Below are 16,075 nucleotides of genomic sequence, written 5' to 3' on the forward strand. Positions count from 1 at the left end.
AAAGAGCGAAACTTAATATGCATTCAAACGTATGATTACTATCACCATTTTAAAAGAGAAAAGGGCGGGATGTTTACTAGAGATACCTTAATATTTTAAAAAAGGATGGATGGCTATGACTCTGTTCGGTGTACCGATTGAAACCATCTATTTGATCTTGTTGATCGCCTCAGGCAGCCTGACAATCTTGTACTTGTTCTTTGGGGATGTCCTGGAAGGGCTGGGGGAAGCGGCTGGATTTTTAAATCCTATTCTAATATTGGCCTTTATTACTTTTTTTTCCGCAGGCGGATATATTCTTGAAGCGGTCACTTCCCTGAACAGCTATATCATCATGGGAATTGCCGCACTTGCTGCGCTCCTGTTGGACACCATTCTCAATATCTTTGTTCTCGTTCCCATGTCTTCCGCGGAGCAGTCATTGAGCTATACGGAAAAATCCTTGGAGGGCAGAATAGGAAAGGTGAGCATTTCCATTCCCGAAAAAGGTTTTGGAGAAGTAGTGATTGAAAGCTACAGCGGAATGATTTCCAAGCCGGCAGCCAGTTTTGAAAATAAGGCTATTCCGCAAGGGGCTGAAATACTGGTGATCGAAGTGAAAGATGGTGTATTGAACGTTATGCCATACAAAAAGAATTTTACTTAGACGAGGGGGAATTGATTGATGCCTTTTGGTGTAATGATTGTATTATTAGTCGTGGTTTTTATTCTTATTGCTCTCATTGCCGTATTTATCACCAAATATCGTACGGCAGGTCCTGATGAAGCTTTGATTGTGACTGGAAGCTACCTTGGTGGAAAAAATGTCCATGTGGATGATGCAGGAAATAAAATTAAAATCATCCGGGGCGGAGGTGCCTTTGTCCTTCCAGTGTTCCAGCAGGCACAGCCTCTCAGTTTACTGTCAAGCAAGCTTGAAGTAACTACGCCCGAAGTATATACAGAACAGGGAGTTCCTGTGATGGCGGACGGAACGGCCATCATTAAAATCGGCGGTTCCATTGGGGAAATCGCAACAGCTGCTGAACAGTTTCTAGGAAAAACAAAAGAAGAAAGAGAAAATGAAGCGAAGGAAGTACTTGAAGGACATCTTCGTTCCATACTCGGTTCCATGACGGTCGAAGAGATTTATAAAAACCGGGATAAATTTTCTCAAGAGGTACAACGTGTTGCTTCACAGGACCTGGCTAAAATGGGTCTTGTCATCGTCTCATTCACAATTAAAGAAGTCCGCGATAAAAACGGCTATTTGGATTCCCTGGGTAAACCGCGGATCGCACAGGTAAAGCGCGATGCGGACATCGCAACTGCAGAAGCGGAAAAAGAAACGCGCATTAAACGAGCGGAAGCCGCGAAGGAAGCGAAAAAAGCAGAGCTTGAACGTGCAACAGAAATCGCGGAAGCAGAAAAAGTCAATCAGCTGAAAATGGCGGAATTCCGCCGTGATCAGGATACTGCACGGGCGAACGCTGACCAAGCGTACGACCTTGAAACAGCTCGCGCCAAGCAGGAAGTAACAGAACAGGAAATGCAGATTAAAATCATTGAACGGCAAAAGCAGATTGAATTGGAAGAAAAAGAAATTTTGCGTCGTGAGCGTCAATATGACTCAGAGGTCAAGAAGAAAGCCGATGCTGACCGATATGCTGTAGAGCAGGCTGCAACAGCCGAAAAAGCGAAACAGATTGCTGAAGCAGATGCCCATCAATACCGAGTGGAAGCAACTGCCAAGGCTGAAGCGGAGCGAATTCGCCTGGATGGGGTAGCAAAAGCAGATGCACAGCGGGCACAAGGGGAAACTGAAGCAGAAGTCATTCGCCTCAAAGGGATTGCCGAAGCAGAAGCGAAACGTAAAGTGGCGGAAGCGTTCGAGCAATTCGGGCAGGCTGCCGTGTTGGATATGGTCTTGAAGATGCTTCCTGAATATGCGAAGCAAGTGGCTGCACCTCTTGGAAACATCGATAAAATTACGGTTGTTGACACAGGCGGACAGGGAGAAGGCGGAGCCAATAAGGTTACCGGCTATGCGACCAACCTGATGGCAACCATGCAGGAATCTTTGAAAGCTTCTTCCGGCATTGATGTCAGAGAGCTTTTGGAGAACTTGTCCGGAAAAGGAAATGTTCGGACCAGCATCGATGCATTGACTGAAGAGGTACGGGGTTCAAGTATGAAGGAAGACATTGTTAAGGAAGAAGAGTCCATGAAATAAAAAAAGCTGTCCGGAAAGTCACTACAAAAGTGAATTTCTGGACGGCTTTTTTATATACTGGGAAAAGATCAATGAATTCTAAACAAAAATTTATTATTTCGGCGGCAGAGATACCATTAGTGCCTGTATTTACAGTAATTCTCGTAGCTCGGTCACTAATGGCAGCTAAAGGTCCCCGTATTTACGGTAAATCTCGAAGGTCGGTCACTAATCGGGTCAAAAGGTGCCCGTTTTTCTGGTAAATCCCGTGGCCCGGTCACTAATGGCGGTTAAAGGTTCCCGTACTTACGGTAAATCCCGAAGGTCGGTCACTAATCGGGTCAAAAGGTTCCCGTTTTTAGAGTAAATCCCGTGGCCCGGTCACTAATGGCAGCTAAAGGTTCCCGTATTTACGGTAAATCTCGAAGGTCGGTCACTAATCGGGTCAAAAGGTGCCTGTTTTTATGGTAAATCCCGTATCTGGGTCACTAATCGCCGCCAAAGGTTCCCGTATTTCCAGTAAATCCCTTAGCTCGGTCACTAATCGGGTCAAAAGGTTCCCGTTTTTCTGGTAAATCCCGAAGGTCGGTCACTAATGGCGGTTAAAGGTTCCCGTATTTGCGGTAAATCCCGTGGCTCGGTCACTAATCGCCGCCAAAGGTTCCCGTTTTTAGAGTAAATCCCGTGGCCCGGTCACTAATCGGGTCAAAAGGTTCCCGTTTTTAGAGTAAATCCCGTATCTCGGTCACTAATCGGGTCAAAAGGTGCCTGTTTTTCTGGTAAATCCCGTATCCGGGTCACTAATCGCAGTTAAAGGTTCCCGTATTTACGGTAAATCCCGAAGGTCGGTCACTAATCGGGTCAAAAGGTTCCCGTATTTACGGTAAATCCCGTGGCCCGGTCACTAATTGACGTAAAAAGAGCCCGTTATCGCGGAAATCCAAAGAAGCACTTGGCTGAAAAAGATCATAACGTTGTGCATTGGCAGGAATATGAAAAAGGAGGACATTTTTTTGCAACCATACCAATGATGCCGGAAATTAATATCCCTAATCGCAGTAAAAATAGCCCGTTTTACGGTAAGTTCCGGAGAGCGGTCATCAGTCTCTCTAAAGAAAAGATCCGCGCTCTCTTTACCTGATTAAACGGGCTTACTGGATGTTCCTTCGAACACTATTATTTTCCAACAGTTTGGAGCTGATTTATGAATTTCAATGCCCTTCCAGTACCTATTGCCACAGATTCCAATGGGTTTGGGGCAATATGGACAGGAACAATGATTTCTTCACTCAGCCATTCCTGCATGCCATTCAGCAGTGCACCTCCACCGGATAAAACCACACCATGGTCAACTATATCCCCACTTAATTCGGCTGGGCAATTTTCCAATGTAGCCCGAATTGCTTCCAAAATATGAAGCAATGACTCTTTCAATGATTCCTGAACTTCATAGGAACTTAAAGTGATCGTTTTGGGGAGACCCGTAACAAGGTCCCGTCCGCGGATATCCATTTTTTTCTCCGGATGGTCAACAAGTGCATAACCGATTTCTATCTTAATGTTTTCTGCTGTCCGCTCTCCGATCAATAGATTGTAGCTTTTTCTTACGTGTTGAATGATATTATCGTTCAACAAGTCACCGCCGATACGGACGGTATTGCAATTAACAACCCCACCATAAGAAATGATGGCTACTTCTGTTGTCCCTCCGCCAATATCAACGACAACATTTGCAACAGGCTCCTCAACAGGAAGGTCGGCTCCAATCGCTGCGGCAACCGGCTCCTCGATCAAATGAACATTCTTTGCTCCACAAGATTTGACGGCATCATGGATGGCACGCCTTTCAACAGAGGTAGCCCCCGATGGTGTACAAACAACCACATCCGGTTTGCGGATAGTAAATCCCAATGTTTTGCCTGCTTTTTTCATTACGTGCTTCAACATTTGGCTGGTGATGTCAAAATCAGCGATGACCCCGTCTTGGAGCGGACGGACGGCTGTAATATTGGCAGGTGTTTTGCCGATCATTTCTTTTGCATCCGCTCCAAACGCAACTACTTGCTTTGTATTAGTATTAACCGCCACAACAGACGGCTCGTTCAAAATAATCCCTTTGCTTTTTGTATAAACAAGAACATTGGCTGTTCCTAGGTCAATCCCGATTTCAGTACTTGAAAACATATGTACCACCTTGCCTTTACTTGTAATATCCTAGATTAAGTATAATAAATTTATAGGGATATTTCTTGCTGTTTTTGGCAAGTGGAAGAAATTGTTACAGACAAAAAAGCCCAAAAACCGACATAAGCGTTGATAATTCACTGATTTTGTTATTACCTTGACGGTGGCTGTTATATAAACTTAAACTTCCTGTAAAATTATAGCGGAATTGTAATCATCCAATATATTCCTGTATTACAGGCTTAAATTTGAAAAAAAATCAGCCAAATCTTTGCTTTCTTTTTTCCTTTGTTGGCGATTGGCTGCCCGGCCTTTGGCTGTCTCATTGAGCCAGCGTTCTTCTTCCGACTCAGGGATCGCCTTTGGTACAGGGCTTGGACGACCATTTTCATCCAAAGCGACGAATGTAAGGAAAGAAAAAGCCGCAAGTGATTTTTCACCTGTAATCAAGTGTTCAGACAAGACCTTTACAAATACTTCCATCGATGTCGTACCGCTCCAGGTTACGATCGCTTCCATTGTAACGGCATCGCCTATCCGGATAGGTTTAAGAAAATCGACAGAATCCGTTGATACCGTGACGACCGGTTTGCGAGAGAACCTGGCTGCAGCAATGGAAGCTACATCATCTACATCAGACATTAACTTTCCCCCAAATAAATTGCCATGATGGTTCGTATCAGGAGGGGATACGTGGCTTGTTTTTATAGTCAGTGATTCTTTCATTTTTTTACTTGGCTGTTGTTGCATTCTTTTCACCTCTTTGATGTCAAACTGCTATTCATTATACCCAATAGTCAAAAATAGTGTATATTTCGTGTTTATTATTACATATTTAAGGGTAAAGATGAGTGTGCTTTCCATTCATTTTGACTTTAGGCGTCTCTGGCCACCGTGTTTTTGTGAATATTTTTAAAGAAGAGGGGAGATGTCACAATGGATAAGCTGCCAAAAAGAGTTATGTACAATCCAGATGGTTCCTCTATGATGAAGCGATGGGACGATTCAGTAATTGTCAATGGAAAACAAGAATCAGCCTTTGCAACTAGGAATCCTGTTGGATCGGGTAACGGCCAAAAAGGTTCTGCGAATATTCAATTGTTGGACGAGCTAGATGACTTCGAAGAACGTTATTTGGATGAAATAGGATATAATTGGGCAACGGAAATTGATTATTATTAGGTTTTTTACATGCTTCATGTTATGCTCCCGTTTCGATGAACGGATGAATAAATCATCTGTTTAGCCTTATAGGGAGCTTTTTATGGCCGATCAATAATATTGAATAATGCAAGAACAAAAGGTTCTTTTGACTGTCAAAGGAAGTTGCTGACATGCAGATACGTTAATAAAAAAGGTCCTGGACATGTCCAAGTACGATATATCCCGCTATTGACTTAAAGTTGTCCTAATGTGCTGGATTGTATCCTGAAGGAGGGTTAAGCTTTTTATTATATTCAGAGGATGGGGTCAAAAAGTTGAAAAAGTAAAAATCGGTGCTTCAATAAGGATGCGAAACAAGGCGCTGAATAATTATAGTCATTGTCATTGATGTTTGACAGTGAAAAATGGTTGAGAAATCTTGGGTTGCTCATGACTTCTCAACCATTCCGAACAGACCCTATAAACTGAGGCTTGGCATTTTTGCTGAGCCTCTTTTGCATGCAGTCATTAATCCAAGGGCGGCAGCCTGCTACATTTTATTAAAAAGCCCAATCCCCGTTCCTGAATACTGGTTCGCTTTCCCCTGATTCAAGAATTCCGTCGATATCCATCCGTTCGGAGCCGATCATAAAGTCTACATGGGTAATACTTGTATTCAATCCGTTCTTCTCCAGTTCATCCTGGCTCATGTTCTTACCGCCTTCGAGACAGAAGGCATAGGCGCTTCCGATGGCGATATGGTTGGATGCATTTTCGTCAAACAGGGTGTTATAAAATAAGATGTTTGACTGGGAAATTGGAGAATTGAATGGAACGAGCGCGATCTCACCAAGGTACTGTGAACCTTCGTCCGTATCAACCAGCCCCTTCAGAATATCTTCGCCTTCCTCTGCTTTTACGTCCACAATTCTTCCTTTTTCGAAAGTTAGTGTGAATCCATCAATAATGTTGCCGCCGTAGCTGAGGGGCTTGGTATTCGACACAATGCCGTCCACACCGTATTTATACGGTACTGTAAAAACTTCCTCTGTAGGCATGTTAGCCATGAATTCGTTTCCTTTTTCATTGATACTTCCCGCCCCTACCCAAAGATGGCCATTTGGCAGCTCAATTGTCAAATCGGTCCCGGGAGCTTTATAATGAAGTTTTTTAAAGCGTCGTTTATTTAAATAATCAACTTTTTCGTCTAAGCTGCGGTCATGGTCCTTCCAGGCTTGGATTGGATCTTCGAGGTCCGCCCTTGTCGCTTTGAAGATTGCATCCCATAGCTTTTTGACACGCTCCTCGGGAGGAACATCAGGAAAGACTTTCTTTGCCCAATCTTCGGAAGGCGCAGCGATGACGGTCCAGCTGATTTTATCCGATTGAATGTATTGGCGAAATTTTTGCATCGCTTTTCCTGCTGTTTTCTGGAAGTTAGCAATCCGGTTGGGATCAACCCCTTTCAACAAATCAGGTCCGGAAGAAACGACAGACATGAAGGCTGCACCGTTTTCCGCTAACTCTTCCATTTCTTTTGCACGCCACTGAGGGTACTCATGAAAAGCTTCATCTGGCGCCATATCATATTTCAGCCGCGTCACGATATCGTCGGTCCAATTGACAATTACGTTATTGGCTTCAGCTTCATATGCCTTTTTTACTACAAGGCGAATGAATTCTGCATTATTAATCGCTGCATTCACCACAAGTGTCTGCCCTTTTTGAATATTAACGCCAACCTTTACAGCAAGCTCTGCATACTTTTCGAGTTTTTCCTGAAAATCAGCCATTTACATTCTCCTTCACAAAAAGTAGTTTGTTTTATTTTAACAGGATAGGAAGGTAAATCCAATGTTACTTATTGCTCCATTCCTAACAAAGCTCGATAATCAAATGGTGATTTTACGATGTCTGCAAGTGTGTACTCATCCAAGACAGCCAAATAAGCGGACAGGGCGCTGTTAAGGACATGCTTTAAGCCGCAGATAGGGGAAATGACACAGCGTGAAGGCCCGTCCCCGAAGCATTCCACTATATTAAAATCATCTTCTGTTTTCCGGACAACTTCCCCGATATTGATTTCTTCAGGAGGAAGGGCCAGCTTAATTCCACCTCTTCGGCCGCGAATCGTATGAATGACACCCATTTTTCCGAGTTCATGGATCACTTTTGTTAAATGGTTTCTTGAGATGCTGTAAGCTTCTGCGATCTCTGTAATATTTGCTAATTCTCCCGGCTTTTTCAATGCAAGATATATTAATACACGTAAAGAATAATCAGTGTAGTTTGTTAATTTCATTTTTCCATCACCATCAATAATCATACCATTTTAGTGCCATAAAGGGCAGTACAGCGCTCTGTTAAAGGATTATATAAAGGTATATTTAAAATGCATGTTTTGTGAACAATTTGCGTCGGGTTTTTGTCAGCTTTTTTAAACATCATTGAAAGGGATTGTGGCATATATCCGCATACATTAAAGTGGAATTAAAGATAGATTTTAAATACATCTTTTCTAAGGAGAATGAAAAATGGCTCTTTCACAAAAAACGATCGACATTATCAAATCAACCGTTCCAGTGTTGGAAGTGCATGGTGTAACAATTACTTCTACTTTTTACAAAAATATGTTTAGCAATCATCCTGAACTGCTGAACATTTTCAACCATGCAAATCAATCTCAAGGACGACAACAAACAGCGCTTGCAAACATGGTATTGGCAGCAGCCAAAAATATTGACCAATTGGAAAGTGTACTTCCTGCAGTTGTACAGGTGGCACATAAACACCGCGGTCTTGGAGTAAAGCCTGAACATTATCCGATCGTAGGAAAACATCTATTGGAAGCCATTAAAGAAGTTCTTGGGGATGCAGCCACAGATGAAATTATCAATGCATGGGCCGAAGCATACGGCGTTATAGCACAAGTATTTATCGACATCGAAACTAACATGTATGAATCGGCAAAAGGCCAGATCGGAGGCTGGGGTGACTTTAAAGAATTGGAAGTCGTCGATAAAGTGAAAGAAAGTGATGTCATTACTTCTTTCTACTTCAAAGCAAAAGACGGCCAGCCCCTTCCAACATATGAGCCTGGCCAATATATAACAGTAAGGGTTCAGATACCCGGTGAAAAGTATATGCTAAACCGGCAATACAGCCTATCTTGTGCACCAGGCAATGATTATTACAGAATCTCCGTTAAAAGAGAGGCAGATTTCGAACCGAATGGGAAGGTTTCCAATTATATTCATGATCATTTGAACGTAGGGGATACAATTGAGGCAAGTGCTCCGGCAGGTAACTTCATATTGAATATGGAAGAAACTGCACCAGTCGCTCTCATTAGCGGTGGAGTAGGACTTACTCCGATGATGAGTATGCTCGAAACTCTGGTGAACAGCAATTCTGATCGTGAAGTGACATTCATTCATTCAGCAAGAAATGAAAGGGTACATGCTTTTAGTAAAGAAGCATGTGAAATGGCAGGGAATCTACAGAATGGAAGGTGCTATTACGCCTACCAAGATCCTGTAAATAAAGATGGCGGACATCATTTCACCGGTCATTTCACAAAAGAGTTTTTGGCAGAGAAAATCTCCAATGATACCATTTGCTATGTATGCGGACCGGTGCCATTTTTGAAAAATATCGTAACCATGCTGTCAGAATTAGGCGTATCCGATGAAAATATCCGTTATGAATTTTTCGGACCTGCGATGGCGTTGGAAAAAGTGGGGGCAGCAATCTAGGGAAATAAGGCAAAATGCTGTGGGATAAAGGAAACATGGTGACAAGGCACAGCAGGGGGTTGCTGGGCCTTGACCCTACTATGTAAGAACGAAAAGACCGGGCGGCAATTGTCGCCCGGTTCCATATTATTCGAACAACGCTTTTTTCAGCGTTTCAATATTTTTATCCATAATACTGAAATAGTCTTCTTTGTCTTGTTTATCTTTTTCAGTGATATATTCCAGGTTGTGCAAAGTGAGCGGTTTTGTCCCCGTTTCCTTTTGAATGGTATCTACAACCTTTGTCACCGGGTTTTGATCATAAATAATATATTTCATGTGATGTTTTTTAGCGGTTTCTATAATACCTTGCAGTTGTTTTTGGGATGGTTCATTTTCGGAACTTATGCCTGTGATGCTGATTTGTTCCAATCCGTAACGGTGTCCCCAATAGCCGTAGGCTGCATGCGAAACCAAAATTTCCTTTCGATCAGCCGATTCGATCACTGTTCGTAAATCGGTATCCAGCTGTTGAAGTTTCGCTTTTAAATCCTGATAATTTTTTTCAAAATCTTTTTTAGCGGAAGGCATCTCTTCGCTGAGTGCATTCTTGATGTTTTCTGCCATGATTGTTGCGTTTTCGGGGTCTATCCAAATATGGGGATCTTTATCATGATGATGCCCATCGTCATGCCCGTGTTCCTCATGTTCATGCTCCTCATTTCCATGTTGCTCTTCACTGCTTAATAATTGAACACCTTCGGAAGCTTCAACTTTCACGACTTTTTCATTTTTTAGTGAACTCTCCATTTTTCCAATAAATGACTCGAGGCCTCCACCGTTAAATATCAACAAGTCCGAATCGGCAATGTCCATCATTGTCTTCATGGTAGGTTCATACGTATGGGCATCGGCTCCCGCAGGGTAGACGCTTTTTACTTCTACATGTTTACCACCAATCTTTTTTGTAAAATCTTCGATGGGAAAGATCGTTGTGTAAACTGTCAAAGTATCTTTACTCTTTTTGTTATCTTGAGCTGCATTTTCACGGCAGCCTGCCAATATAAAAATGGTAATCAAAAACAGGACGATAAAATGTTTTATCTTCATCCCTTCAATCCTTTCCGTATGAGTTTCCCTTAATAAAATATGTTGTTAACCTTTATAAATCGTAATGATTACGATTTGTATTATAATATAAAAAAATGGGGAGGGCAAGAGGATTTTGTTCTCAAAAAGGGCGATATTCCTAGCAAGCATATGTTAAGTGGAAAGTACTGGGACACATCAATTTGCTTGTCCGGATTTTTCCAACCATGCAATCAAGTATTTTATTTAGTAAATAATCGTTGCGATCTATGCGTAAATTAAAAATGCTTGATAAAATAAAGAAAATACCGGTTAAAAATAAGGAGGGCAACACAATGGATAAGTTTTTTAACATATCAGAGGATAAAATCCGAAAAGCCTATGAAAATGGGGAATTTGACAATCTTCCGGGGAAAGGAAAGCCGCTCCCCCCTGACAAATTGGAGGGAATTCCCGATGATTTAAAAATGGCATACCGAGTACTGCATAACGCCGGTTTTTCTCCAGAGGAAATGAATGCAAAGAAAGAACTGATGACAATAGAGGACTTGATCCGGCACTCGGAAGATGAACTTGAAACCGAAGAATTAAAAAAACAATTAAGTGAAAAGTTGTTGAAATATAATAGTATGCTCTCAAAAAAAGGAATTAAGACGAATTCTTCCGTTTTTAAACGATATGAGCACAAAATTGAAAAAAGGCTTTTTGACTAAAGAACGGGCATTGGGCATCACATCAAACGCGGGATTTTTCCTTCTCTAGTAATTTCCTCTGCTTGCTATGAATATATTTTTATTATATAATTTATTTTCGGAATATTAGAAATGGAGGGGAGTTCATGAGTCCTGCGTTATTGACGATTGGTGCACTTATCTTTTTCTATCTGGGTTATCGATACTATTCCAGGTTTTTGGCAGAGAAGGTCTTCCAGTTGGATCCGAATTTTATTACCCCTGCACATGAGTACAAAGATGGAGTGGATCATGTTCCGACAAATAAATTTGTTCTATGGGGGCACCATTTCAGTTCTGTGGCAGGAGCTGCTCCAATTGTCGGTCCTGCGATCGCCATGATTTGGGGCTGGGGGCCTGCTTTGCTCTGGGTTGTTTTAGGAACTGTTTTTTTTGCTGGTATCCACGACTTTGGCACTCTTTGGGCATCAGTCCGAAATAAAGGAAAGTCTGTAGGCGTTATTACGCATTCAGTCATTGGTCCAAGAGCAAAAGGTTTGTTTTTATTAGTGATTTTCTTCCTGCTTTTATTAGTGAACGCTGTATTTGCCGTGACTATCGCCAATTTGTTCACCGCTTTTCCAGAAAGTGTTCTTCCATATTGGCTTCAGGTACCTGTCGCAGTTGCCATCGGTTTTTTGGTGTATAAGCGCGGAGTCGGATTATTCTGGCCCTCTATCATTGGTCTTGTCCTATTATTTCTGTTTATTTTTATTGGAGCGAGTGCCCCGCTGCCTCTGCCGGAGACAATGATGGGGATATCTTCGACAGCCTGGTGGGTTATTATCATGTTGATTTACGGTGCTGTAGCCTCAAGGCTTCCTGTCTGGACACTTCTTCAGCCCCGTGATTATATCAACTCACATATGCTATTCCTTGGCCTGATTATTATTTATCTTGGCTTGTTCGTAAGCCGCCCCGAATTTGTCGCTCCTTTTTACAATACGGATGTACCAGCCGGAACACCTCCGATCTTGCCTCTTTTGTTCGTTACGATTGCCTGCGGGGCGATTTCCGGTTTCCATGGGCTTGTAAGTTCAGGTACTTCTTCCAAACAGCTAGATAAGGAGACGGATTCCCGATTTGTCGGCTATTTTGGGGCCGTAGGTGAAGGAATGCTGGCGCTTGCAGCCATCATGGCAACAGCTGCGGGATTCGCCACCTTTGATGCCTGGAGCCAGCATTATGGATCATGGGCGTCAGCAAGTGCGGGCGGAACAGCCGCATTTGTTACAGGAGCAGGAAGCTTTTTATCAAGCCTCGGTATATCCTCCGTTATTGGTACAACTTTTATTTCTATCATGGTCGTTGCGTTTGCCGCTACAACTTTGGACACATCCATGAGACTGCAGAGATTCATTTTATCTGAGATAGGTGAACAGTATCGGATTGAACCGCTGAAAAGTTCAAATTTCAGTACAGTCATCGCCTTTTTAAGCTGCGTGGCACTCGCATTTTTGGCCGATCCTTCCAATCCGGGAGCTGGGGGAATGGTGCTTTGGCCATTGTTTGGTACCACGAATCAATTGACAGCAGGTTTGTCGCTGCTAGTCATGACTGTTCTGCTTTGGAGAATGGGGAGAAACTTCATTCACGCTTTAATCCCACTGATTGTCGTGGTTTCTGCGACAACTGTCAGTATGGTAATCAATATTTCCAATTATATAAAAGACGGGAATACACTTCTGGTTATAGTCGGAACACTCATTCTTGCTTTGAACATCTGGCTCATCCTCGAAGGGGTTGCTGCAGTCAGAAGGGAAAAGAATTCGCGGATTCCGCCTGCACCACCTATGACTCAGTAATAGAAAAAGGAGTTAAACTAAATGGAACACATCATAGATCGATTCAATAACCTTTTTAAGCAAATCAGACATTTTTACACTGAAATGTACTATGTCCCATATCGGCAAACGATGAAGAGGCAGATCCAAAGAAGAGACGATATGTTTAAAATGCTTGTCATGTCCGAAATGCTTGGCCTTCCTAACCCTGTTTCTTATTACACACTGGAATTGATGCCATTCATGCTGGAGGATTTTCATGAATGGCATACAAGAATGGGAATGGAAAAATCTCCATTGGAGGGTTTTCGCTGTTGTTAAAATCATTTTTTAATAAAAGGGAAAAAGGAAAGCGCAGGCAGTCGGAAAGTCAATCCGATTTGAACCCGAATTCAATGAAGATAAGATTTTTTGGAGGAAAAGGTGGAGTGGGGAAGACAACCTGCTCCGCCATCTTCGCCTGTTCATTGGCTGAAAAAGGCTATCGGACCTTACTCGTTTCGACAGATCCTGCCCATTCATTGGGAGATTTGCTTGGTGTGAATGCCCAAAAAGTGCATAAGGCTGCTCCAGGTTTATGGGTGAAAGAAATAAACAGTGAAGAAGCAAATGAAAACTACATCAAGGAAGTGAAGGGAAACCTGGAAAAATTGACAGCGCCGGAAATGTGGAAAGAAGTGGAGCGACAGATCGATTTAGCCAAAAACTCACCCGGAGCCGATGAAGCTGCACTGTTTGATGAGTTGGTTAAAGTAATTCTTGATGCCCAAGGAACTTATGACCAGGTTGTTTTCGATACGGCCCCTACCGGGCATACGCTTCGGCTTTTATCGCTGCCCGAGCTGATGGAAGCGTGGATGGATGGAATGATGGTCCAGAGACGGAAATCACAGGACATGAACCGGATGCTGAGTAATATTGCCGGAGTCAGGGAAGAGGAGCCTGTTGATATGGTCTTTGATATTTTACAGAGAAGAAAATATAGATTCACTATGGCGAAAGAGCATTTACTGAACCCGGTAACGACATCATTCTATTTTGTTTTAAATCCGGAGAGGCTTCCGATCATAGAGACGGAAAAAGCCATTAACATTCTTGAAAAGCACCATATACCCATTGGAGGTATTGTTGTAAACCGCATATTGCCGGAACATGCCGATGGACAGTTTATCGAAAAACGCCGCGAACAGGAACAGATATATTTGGATGAGATTCATGAAAAGTTTAACCGCCTTGATAAAGTTTATATACCAATGTCTACCGCGGATATAAAAGGGCTTGAGGAAATCAAGGGAATGACCGGTCTTTTTTCGCATTTTAATAACTCTGAGGGAACAAAGGAAAACAATCCTTAATTAGACTTAAAACATTCTTGCTTCTGCCGATATTATAGACAAGACATTTTATAAGTATAGGGTGAAGCAAATGGATAAAACATCATTGATTGGGGTTGTTCTTGGAGTCATTGCCGTTGGGGTGGGTATGGTTTTGAAAGGTGTAGACGTTACGGCATTGCTGAACCCGGCAGCTATGCTGGTTATTTTTGTAGGTACGGCTGCCAGCGTCACAATCGCCTTTCCATCATCAGAGATTAAAAGAGTCCCTAAACTGTTGGGGATCATTTTCAAAGAAAAGAAGATGCCGACACCAAAGGAATTGATTACCCTTTTTTCAGAAATGGCGCAACTGGCAAGAAGGGAAGGATTGCTTGCCCTTGAGGCGGAAATGGAAAAAATCGATGAACCTTTTTTAAAGCAGGGCCTATTAATGGCGGTTGACGGTCAGAGTGCCGACTACATACGCGAAGTTCTAAATGATGAAATCGACGCGATGGAGGAACGGCATGCAGCTGGGGCGCAAATTTTTACACAGGCAGGCACTTACGCGCCCACATTGGGAGTGCTTGGGGCTGTAATCGGGTTGATTGCAGCTTTGGGCAACATGGAAAATACAGATGAGCTGGGGGCAGCTATTTCAGCAGCGTTTGTAGCGACCCTTTTTGGGATTTTTACGGGGTACGTATTATGGCATCCATTTGCGAATAAATTAAAGAGAAAATCTCATGAAGAAGTTAGGTTGAAAGAAATGATGGTAGATGGGATATTATCTATTCTGGAAGGCGAGGCGCCGAGAATGATAGAGCAGAAGCTGTCTTCATATCTTCCGGAAGCCCAACGCAAAGAATTGCAAAATGAAAGCGAAGTGGCGTCAAATGTCCAAGCGTAGAAGAAAAAAGAGGACTGAAGAGGAGCTCGGGGAATCTTGGCTTCTACCATATGCGGACTTGATGACATTGCTCCTTGCACTTTTTATTGTTTTGTTTGCAGCAAGTTCTGTTGACGCACAGAAATTTCAACAAATATCGAAAGTATTCAGTGGGATTTTCGTTGGCGGCGATGGACCGGTGGAGTTTGAAAAGCCGTTGGAAGTTGAAGAGCAGGTTGATGAAACGGATGACGGTAAGAATGATCCGGCGGAGCAGTTCACAGATGAACTGGCCGACTTGAAAATCCTTGAGGCGCTTAAAAAGAAGGTGGATAATTACATCCAGGAAAAAAATTATGAGGACAAGTTTTCCACTTCACTGACTTCGGAAGGGTTACTGATCAGAATCAATGACAGCGTATTATTCAAATCTGGCAGTGCCGATGTAAGGGAAAGCGACAAAAAAACAGCAAACGAACTTGCGGCATTGCTTGAAATGGAATTGCCGCGGAGTGTAATTATCAGTGGACATACTGACAATGTTCCAATTAAAAACTCGGAATTCCAGTCTAACTGGGAACTGAGCGTCATGAGGGCAGTCAATTTCATGAAAGTGCTGCTTGAAGATGAAAAATTGGACCCCCGTTTGTTCAGCGCAAAAGGGTTTGGTGAATTCCAGCCCATCGCGGATAATAATACCGCAAAGGGAAGGGAAGCCAATCGGCGGGTGGAAGTTCTTATTGAGCCTTATACACCAGATGAAGATAAATGAAGCATACAGCAGATTTCACTGTTGTATGCTTTAATTTTTTGATACATTGTCAAGATGAAGGGGATTTTGGTGAAAAGTGAAATATGTCATAGAGATTGTTTATGCAGTTTTAAATCTATTATTTCTCGGGAAATACAAGCTTGAGGCCTCCAAGTGATTGTTACATAAGAAAAACAAAGCCCCATGTATCTAGAATGGAGTGTCTTCATCGATGAAAACGTACAAAATAGTGAGAGAGTGCC

At 42.6% G+C, this 16,075-nt stretch carries 16 protein-coding genes; 11 read left to right on the forward strand and 5 right to left on the reverse strand.

Features of this window, described 5'->3' with window-relative positions:
• Nucleotides 1–115: 115 nt before the first annotated feature.
• From C509_RS0107050 to C509_RS26055, 3 genes are all read left to right on the forward strand, one after another.
• A complete protein-coding gene (locus C509_RS0107050) occupies nucleotides 116–646 on the forward strand; it encodes an NfeD family membrane protein (RefSeq protein ID WP_018706216.1) in 531 nt (176 codons plus the stop codon).
• 18 nt (nucleotides 647–664) lie between these two features.
• A complete protein-coding gene (locus C509_RS0107055; RefSeq protein WP_018706217.1) occupies nucleotides 665–2,212 on the forward strand; it encodes a flotillin lipid rafts scaffold protein FloT in 1,548 nt (515 codons plus the stop codon).
• An 871-nt stretch (nucleotides 2,213–3,083) separates the two neighbouring features.
• Nucleotides 3,084–3,332 carry a hypothetical protein gene (locus C509_RS26055; protein WP_026319741.1) on the forward strand — a complete coding sequence of 83 codons (249 nt, stop codon included), beginning with the start codon at nucleotides 3,084–3,086 and terminating at the stop codon, nucleotides 3,330–3,332.
• A 35-nt stretch (nucleotides 3,333–3,367) separates the two neighbouring features.
• Here C509_RS26055 and mreBH read toward each other — a convergent pair whose 3' ends face one another.
• Both mreBH and C509_RS0107070 read right to left on the reverse strand, forming a co-directional pair.
• On the reverse strand, nucleotides 3,368–4,375 hold the full coding sequence (gene mreBH / locus C509_RS0107065; RefSeq protein ID WP_018706218.1) for a rod-share determining protein MreBH: 1,008 nt from the start codon (nucleotides 4,373–4,375) through the stop codon (nucleotides 3,368–3,370).
• A 234-nt stretch (nucleotides 4,376–4,609) separates the two neighbouring features.
• Nucleotides 4,610–5,125, reverse strand: coding sequence for an acyl-CoA thioesterase (locus C509_RS0107070; RefSeq protein ID WP_018706219.1), 516 nt, complete (start codon nucleotides 5,123–5,125; stop codon nucleotides 4,610–4,612).
• 186 nt (nucleotides 5,126–5,311) lie between these two features.
• On the opposite strand from C509_RS0107070, the gene C509_RS0107075 reads away from it, so the two are divergent.
• Entirely contained in the window at nucleotides 5,312–5,557 is a 246-nt protein-coding gene (locus C509_RS0107075) for a hypothetical protein (protein ID WP_018706220.1), read from the forward strand.
• A gap of 521 nt (nucleotides 5,558–6,078) precedes the next feature.
• Here C509_RS0107075 and C509_RS0107080 read toward each other — a convergent pair.
• Entirely contained in the window at nucleotides 6,079–7,311 is a 1,233-nt protein-coding gene (locus tag C509_RS0107080; RefSeq protein WP_018706221.1) for an aminopeptidase, read from the reverse strand.
• 68 nt (nucleotides 7,312–7,379) lie between these two features.
• A complete protein-coding gene (locus tag C509_RS0107085; RefSeq protein ID WP_018706222.1) occupies nucleotides 7,380–7,820 on the reverse strand; it encodes an Rrf2 family transcriptional regulator in 441 nt (146 codons plus the stop codon).
• A gap of 232 nt (nucleotides 7,821–8,052) precedes the next feature.
• Here C509_RS0107085 and hmpA point away from each other — a divergent pair, with 232 nt between their 5' ends.
• A complete protein-coding gene (hmpA, locus tag C509_RS0107090; RefSeq protein ID WP_018706223.1) occupies nucleotides 8,053–9,273 on the forward strand; it encodes an NO-inducible flavohemoprotein in 1,221 nt (406 codons plus the stop codon).
• Nucleotides 9,274–9,399: 126 nt separating this feature from the next.
• Here hmpA and C509_RS0107095 read toward each other — a convergent pair whose 3' ends face one another.
• Nucleotides 9,400–10,362, reverse strand: a complete 963-nt coding sequence (locus tag C509_RS0107095) for a metal ABC transporter solute-binding protein, Zn/Mn family (RefSeq protein ID WP_018706224.1) — start codon at nucleotides 10,360–10,362, stop codon at nucleotides 9,400–9,402.
• A 314-nt stretch (nucleotides 10,363–10,676) separates the two neighbouring features.
• Between C509_RS0107095 and C509_RS0107100 the strand changes: the two genes are divergently transcribed.
• The 6 genes from C509_RS0107100 to motB all read left to right on the forward strand — a co-directional run bounded on the left by C509_RS0107100 (nucleotide 10,677) and on the right by motB (nucleotide 15,833).
• Nucleotides 10,677–11,054 carry a DnaJ family domain-containing protein gene (locus C509_RS0107100; RefSeq protein WP_018706225.1) on the forward strand — a complete coding sequence of 126 codons (378 nt, stop codon included), beginning with the start codon at nucleotides 10,677–10,679 and terminating at the stop codon, nucleotides 11,052–11,054.
• Nucleotides 11,055–11,179: 125 nt separating this feature from the next.
• A complete protein-coding gene (locus tag C509_RS0107105) occupies nucleotides 11,180–12,877 on the forward strand; it encodes a carbon starvation CstA family protein (RefSeq protein ID WP_018706226.1) in 1,698 nt (565 codons plus the stop codon).
• Nucleotides 12,878–12,898: 21 nt separating this feature from the next.
• Nucleotides 12,899–13,177 (forward strand): cory-CC-star protein, encoded by a 279-nt coding sequence (locus tag C509_RS0107110; protein WP_018706227.1) that lies wholly within the window; start codon nucleotides 12,899–12,901, stop codon nucleotides 13,175–13,177.
• 74 nt (nucleotides 13,178–13,251) lie between these two features.
• Nucleotides 13,252–14,211, forward strand: coding sequence for an ArsA family ATPase (locus tag C509_RS0107115; protein WP_083934544.1), 960 nt, complete (start codon nucleotides 13,252–13,254; stop codon nucleotides 14,209–14,211).
• Nucleotides 14,212–14,281: 70 nt separating this feature from the next.
• Entirely contained in the window at nucleotides 14,282–15,082 is an 801-nt protein-coding gene (gene motA / locus C509_RS0107120; RefSeq protein ID WP_018706229.1) for a flagellar motor stator protein MotA, read from the forward strand.
• Nucleotides 15,069–15,833: a flagellar motor protein MotB gene (gene motB, locus C509_RS0107125; RefSeq protein ID WP_018706230.1), complete on the forward strand. Its 765-nt coding sequence runs from the start codon at nucleotides 15,069–15,071 to the stop codon at nucleotides 15,831–15,833. The genes motA and motB overlap by 14 nt, the downstream gene beginning before the upstream one ends.
• Nucleotides 15,834–16,075 lie beyond the last annotated feature (242 nt).

Source organism: Siminovitchia fordii DSM 16014 = CIP 108821, from assembly GCF_000374565.1.
Lineage (GTDB): Bacteria > Bacillota > Bacilli > Bacillales > Bacillaceae_C > Siminovitchia > Siminovitchia fordii.

What these genes read in the sequence shown, in the direction of transcription:
- C509_RS0107080 (WP_018706221.1), bottom strand. Translation starts at nt 7,311, where the DNA reads ATGGCTGATTTTCAGGAAAAACTCGAAAAGTATGCAGAGCTTGCTGTA.
- C509_RS0107100 (WP_018706225.1), top strand. Translation starts at nt 10,677, where the DNA reads ATGGATAAGTTTTTTAACATATCAGAGGATAAAATCCGAAAAGCCTAT.
- C509_RS0107095 (WP_018706224.1), bottom strand. Translation starts at nt 10,362, where the DNA reads ATGAAGATAAAACATTTTATCGTCCTGTTTTTGATTACCATTTTTATA.
- C509_RS0107075 (WP_018706220.1), top strand. Translation starts at nt 5,312, where the DNA reads ATGGATAAGCTGCCAAAAAGAGTTATGTACAATCCAGATGGTTCCTCT.
- C509_RS0107070 (WP_018706219.1), bottom strand. Translation starts at nt 5,125, where the DNA reads ATGCAACAACAGCCAAGTAAAAAAATGAAAGAATCACTGACTATAAAA.
- C509_RS0107050 (WP_018706216.1), top strand. Translation starts at nt 116, where the DNA reads ATGACTCTGTTCGGTGTACCGATTGAAACCATCTATTTGATCTTGTTG.
- hmpA (WP_018706223.1), top strand. Translation starts at nt 8,053, where the DNA reads ATGGCTCTTTCACAAAAAACGATCGACATTATCAAATCAACCGTTCCA.
- C509_RS0107085 (WP_018706222.1), bottom strand. Translation starts at nt 7,820, where the DNA reads ATGAAATTAACAAACTACACTGATTATTCTTTACGTGTATTAATATAT.
- C509_RS0107110 (WP_018706227.1), top strand. Translation starts at nt 12,899, where the DNA reads ATGGAACACATCATAGATCGATTCAATAACCTTTTTAAGCAAATCAGA.
- C509_RS0107105 (WP_018706226.1), top strand. Translation starts at nt 11,180, where the DNA reads ATGAGTCCTGCGTTATTGACGATTGGTGCACTTATCTTTTTCTATCTG.
- motB (WP_018706230.1), top strand. Translation starts at nt 15,069, where the DNA reads ATGTCCAAGCGTAGAAGAAAAAAGAGGACTGAAGAGGAGCTCGGGGAA.
- C509_RS0107115 (WP_083934544.1), top strand. Translation starts at nt 13,252, where the DNA reads ATGAAGATAAGATTTTTTGGAGGAAAAGGTGGAGTGGGGAAGACAACC.
- mreBH (WP_018706218.1), bottom strand. Translation starts at nt 4,375, where the DNA reads ATGTTTTCAAGTACTGAAATCGGGATTGACCTAGGAACAGCCAATGTT.
- motA (WP_018706229.1), top strand. Translation starts at nt 14,282, where the DNA reads ATGGATAAAACATCATTGATTGGGGTTGTTCTTGGAGTCATTGCCGTT.
- C509_RS0107055 (WP_018706217.1), top strand. Translation starts at nt 665, where the DNA reads ATGCCTTTTGGTGTAATGATTGTATTATTAGTCGTGGTTTTTATTCTT.